4 protein-coding genes and 1 pseudogene are annotated in these 4901 nt (G+C 49.7%); 4 read left to right on the top strand and 1 reads right to left on the bottom strand.

The window, feature by feature from the left end:
• The 4 genes from AC1WIP_RS11230 to AC1WIP_RS11245 form a co-directional block, all read left to right on the top strand.
• Positions 1 to 248: hypothetical protein (locus tag AC1WIP_RS11230; protein ID WP_481141910.1), on the top strand; the 248-nt coding region annotated here is incomplete at its 5' end.
• Positions 249 to 326: 78 nt separating this feature from the next.
• Complete coding sequence (locus tag AC1WIP_RS11235; protein WP_481141911.1) at positions 327 to 1115, top strand: PocR ligand-binding domain-containing protein; 789 nt, start codon at positions 327 to 329, stop codon at positions 1113 to 1115.
• 91 nt (positions 1116 to 1206) lie between these two features.
• The gene (locus AC1WIP_RS11240) at positions 1207 to 1446 is read left to right on the top strand and encodes a hypothetical protein (protein WP_481141912.1); all 240 of its coding nucleotides are present in this window, start codon (positions 1207 to 1209) and stop codon (positions 1444 to 1446) included.
• 48 nt (positions 1447 to 1494) lie between these two features.
• Positions 1495 to 4224 carry a DEAD/DEAH box helicase family protein gene (locus AC1WIP_RS11245; protein ID WP_481141913.1) on the top strand — a complete coding sequence of 910 codons (2730 nt, stop codon included), beginning with the start codon at positions 1495 to 1497 and terminating at the stop codon, positions 4222 to 4224.
• A gap of 33 nt (positions 4225 to 4257) precedes the next feature.
• On the opposite strand, the pseudogene AC1WIP_RS11250 reads toward AC1WIP_RS11245, so the two are convergent.
• Positions 4258 to 4901: pseudogene (locus AC1WIP_RS11250) on the bottom strand (2-hydroxyglutaryl-CoA dehydratase); the annotation flags it as partial.

The raw sequence follows: 4901 nt of genomic DNA on the forward strand, positions 1-4901 counted from the left end.
ATTCCTTTCAGACAGCCAGACAGCTTCACTTCACCTATTTTGTGAGCGGCGGAGAGCTTTTTGTATCCAGAAAATCGAAATCTATTACAAGAGCCACTGTTGAGATCGCCTTTCGCAGAGCCCTTAAGCTTGGCGGGAGCAGACTTCCGGTTCTGGTGGTTGGGCCAAAGCAGTTAGGATGTTTTGGAGCCAGCTATCTGTATCCCATATTTATCCGGTTCGGCGTGATATCCTCGCCAGCTTCCTAAAACGAATCTCAATCAAACGCCAAAAGGGATAGAAAACTTGCCGGGAATGTGATATAGTAGAACAAATGGAAGGATAGAATGGAGGGACTGTCTATGCACATTTCGGATTTTATGGATCTGTCGCTTTTGCAGAAAATTCAGGACCGGTTTTCGGATGCCACGGGCCTTGCTGCCATTGCTGTGGATGCGGACGGCAATTATATCACAGAGGGCAGCAATTTCACGGATTTCTGCATGGAGTACACCAGAAAGAGCAAAGAGGGTTGCCGCAGATGTGTAAAATGCGACAATGAATGTACAGGTACTTATTTTTGTCACGCAGGGCTTATGGATTTTTCCAACGACATTGTTGTGGACGGTGTGAAGCTTGGGGCGATGATTGGCGGGCAGGTACTGCCCATGGAGCCTGAAGAGGAAAAATTCAGAGAGATTGCAAGAGAGCTTGGAATCAATGAGGAAGCCTACATAGAAGCTCTTCATAAGGTGCCGGTGCGCACAGAAAAATCTATTCGGGCCGCGGCAGAATTTCTGGGCATTGTAGTCAATCAGATGGTAAATCTGGAATATTTAAAGAATAAGGACAGCAAGCGTCTGGCATCCTTTGACGAGGATTTGAAAAGTGCCACGGATTCCGTGGAATCCATCAGAAAGAACACCAGAAAACTGGATGATATTTCCACCAAACAAAATATTTTGTCTTTAAATGCAAGCATTGAGGCGGCCAGGGCCGGCACCTCCGGGGCAGGCTTTGCAGTGGTGGCAAAGCAGATGGGAGAGCTTTCCCAGCAGTCGAAAACCATTTATCAGGAAATAGAGCGGCTCAGTGAAGAGATTCACAAATCCGTGATAAAAATGAATGGAAAATAGGAATAATTTCCAGCCCTTGTCCATATACTGTTACAAATATGCAGGCGCATTAACGTTTATGCGCAGCAAAAAACAGACTGGAGGCAGTGATATGGCGAGAGGACATAAAAAGACCTTGGAAGAGAAAATTACGGCAAAGCAGGAGCTGATCGAAGCATTGACTACCCGTATTGAGTCGGAGAAGCGGGAATTGGAGGAGCTTTTTCAGGAGAAGCGGCTTAAGGAACTGGAAATGGTAAACGACTTGATTTCCGATGCAGGCTTGAGCACCGATGAGGTTGCGGAAATGCTTCAGCAGTATATTGACAGCCGTATGGCTGAAGTATCATAGTCCGGGGTTCCCGGACTATATTTTTTACATAAGTGAATGGGGGAAATCATGTATAATCAGAATATAAGCGGCCTGCTTCGGTTTCAGGGACAGTGGAGAAGCTATCAGAAAAGAGTGCTGGATAAGGCGGATCAGTATTTAAGGGACAAAAGACTGCACATTGTGGCGGCTCCGGGCTCCGGAAAAACCACACTGGGAATAGAGCTGATCAGACGGCTGGGAAGTCCGGCGCTTATTTTGGCGCCCAGCATCAATATCAGAAATCAATGGCTTGCCAGAGTAAGGGAAGCGTATCTGCCGGAGGGAACGGACACGGAGGGGCTGCTTTCTAACAGTATCCGAAAGCCCGGCCTGATCACGGCCATCACCTATCAGGCCCTTCACAGCTTGATCAGAAAAGGGGTGAGTGAAGAGGAGCCGGAAGAGGACTGTGGGGAGAAACAAGGGGAAGAACAGGGGGATGGGCTGGAAGAAGGCTCATCGGAGAAAGATTTTTTTGAACTGTTCCGGGAGAGGGGATTTCGCACGCTCTGTCTGGATGAGGCACATCATCTGCGCAGCGAGTGGTGGAAAGCGCTGGAGGAGCTTAGGGACAGAGAGCCGGAAATGACGATTATATCCTTGACGGCAACGCCGCCCTATGATGCTTCCAAGGGAGAATGGGACAGATATATCGGTTTGTGCGGCCCCATTGACGAGGAGATTATTGTACCGGAGCTGGTAAAGGAGGGGAGTCTCTGTCCTCATCAGGACTATGTGTATTTCAATCTGCCTACGAAGGAAGAGACTGAGGCGGTGACTGCCTTTCGAAAGGACGCTGTAAGTGTGGCGGAGCAGATTTTTGAAGACCCGGTATTTGCGGAAAAGATCAGGACACATAAGGGAATCAGGCAGCCGGGGCGCTATGCGGAGCAGCTTTTGGAAAAGCCGGAATATTTGTCCTCCCTGCTGGTATTTTTGAAAGCAAGACAGATTCCCTTCTCCGGGGAGCTTTTGCGAATGCTGGGAGCGGGAGAGAAAATTCCCTCCATGAACCTTCACTGGATGGAGGTGCTTTTACAAGGCTTTCTTTATGAGGACAAGGATAGCTTTGACGTAGAGGAAGCCTATCGGGAACGGCTGGCGGCTCTTTTGAAGGGGCATGGCCTCATCCAGAAAAACAAGGTGGTTTTCACCGTAAATGATCAGCTCAATAAGCTTTTGATACAGTCTAAGGGAAAGATACGCAGTATTGTGACCCTGACGGGAGAAGAGTATAAGAACCTGGGGGAACAGCTTCGCCTTCTGATTCTTACTGATTATATCAAAAAGGAATATATGTCTGCCCTTGGAAATGAGGAAAAATCTGTAAACGAGCTGGGTGTGGTTCCCATTTTTGAAAATATCCGGAGGGCGTATGAAAAAAGCCCGTGGGGAGAGGAGCTTCGCCTGGCGGCCTTAAGCGGCAGCATTGTCATTATCCCAAAGTCTGCAAAGGAGACCCTGGAGACGCTGATGGAGGAACGCAGTGTAAAGGGAAGCATAAAGGAATGCACAGCAGAGGGCTATTATCAGGTTGACGTAAGAGATGGAGAGGAGACCGCCTCCGGTCTGGTGACGGAGGCCTTTAACAGGGGGGATATCCGTGTGCTGATTGGCACGAAATCTCTGCTGGGGGAGGGCTGGGATTCGCCCTGTATTAATTCTTTGATTCTGGCCTCCTTTGTGGGTTCCTTCATGCTCAGCAACCAGATGCGGGGAAGAGCGATCCGCACCATGAAGGGCAATCCTGATAAGGTAAGCAACATATGGCACCTGATCTGTATGGAACCGGAAGAGGGAAACGGAAAGCTGAAAGGTCCGGAGGAATCGGAGGATTTTGCAACCCTGAAGCGCCGATTTGAGGGCTTTTTGGGAGTGCATTACGAAAAAAATGTCATTGAAAACGGATTGGATCGGCTTTCTTTTATCAAGCCTCCCTATACGGAGCCTCTGCTGCAGAAGATAAACCAGCAGATGCTTGCGCTGGCAGCGGACCGGGAAGCCTTAAAGCGGCGCTGGGAGGAGTCCCTGACAGTGCTGAAGGATATGGATGTGGCAGTGGAGGCCAGTGTGGACAAGAAGTATCTCAAACCGGGCTTTCGCATGTACAGTGCTCTTGTGCTGCTTTTTGTGTGCCTGGCGGCAGGCATTTTCTGTGTGGGCAGTCTCCTTGGACTTTTCGCACTGCAAGGCGGCAGGCTGGGGATTTTGAGAAATATACTTCTTGTTTTTATAATAGTGCTGTGTACCATAGGCATCTTCCGATACGGGGGAAGAGTGCTGCGCCTGGGAACACCTTTTCGATATCTGCATTCTCTGGGAAAAGGGGTGCTTCGGGCACTGCGCCAAACCAAAGCCGTGACCAGCCGCAACGTGAGTGTGGAGACGGAGGATGGAAAAGGCTGGGCGAGCTATGTGTATTTGAAAAACGGAACGGAAAGAGAGAAGGATATTTTTGCCCAGTGTATCTGTGAGCTTCTGGGAGAGGTGGAAAACCAGCGCTATCTGCTGAAGGCAAAAAGGCCGGTTTCCAGACTGTGCAGATATTACTGCGTGCCGGAGCTGTTTGGCAAAAAGAAGGAGGACGCCCAGCTTTTTGTGCGCTGCGTAGAAAAGGATTTAGGACCCTGTGAGCTGATCTATACCAGAAGCGCAGAGGGAAGAAAGCAGCTTTTGGAGGCGCGCATTCATTCCTTCGCCAATAAAAACAGCCGTTTGACCAGCAAAAGAAAAACCGTAAAAAGTCCATGGACATAAATGGAAGGATAAAAAAGCGTCCGGGAGCCTGTCTTACAGGCTCCGGACGCTTTTTTCTTCCATTTTCCGCAGATTTTTCTGGGCTGTGGAAAGCATCAGCTTGATACGGTTTAGCTGATTTACCTCGCTGGCACCCGGGTCGTAGTCGATGGCTACAATGTTGGAGGCGGGGTAAGCCTTGCGCAGCGCCTTGATTACGCCCTTGCCCACCACATGGTTGGGCAGACATCCAAAGGGCTGGGTGCAGACAATGTTAGGTACATCATCATGAATCAGTTCCACCATCTCGCCGGTAAGAAACCACCCCTCGCCGGTCTGGTTGCCGATGGATACGATAGGCTCGGCAAAGGAGGCAATCTCACGAATGGGGGTGGGAGGCGTAAAGTGCCTGCTCTTTTTAAATTCCTTCACCGCTGCGCCTCTTAGAATATGCTCAATCGCCCAGATGCCCATGGAGGACAGCCTTGCGGCTTTTTTGCTCATGCCCAGGTGGTCTGCCTTGTAAATCTGGTTGTAGAAGCAGTAGAGCATGAAATCAATCAGATCCGGCACAACGGCCTCGGCTCCCTCGGCCTCCAAAAGCTCCACCAGATGATTGTTTCCGGCAGGAGAAAATTTCACCAAAATTTCTCCTACGACTCCCACTCTGGGCTTTTTGATATCAAGAATGGGGATGC

It is taken from the genome of Acetatifactor sp., assembly GCF_982438285.1.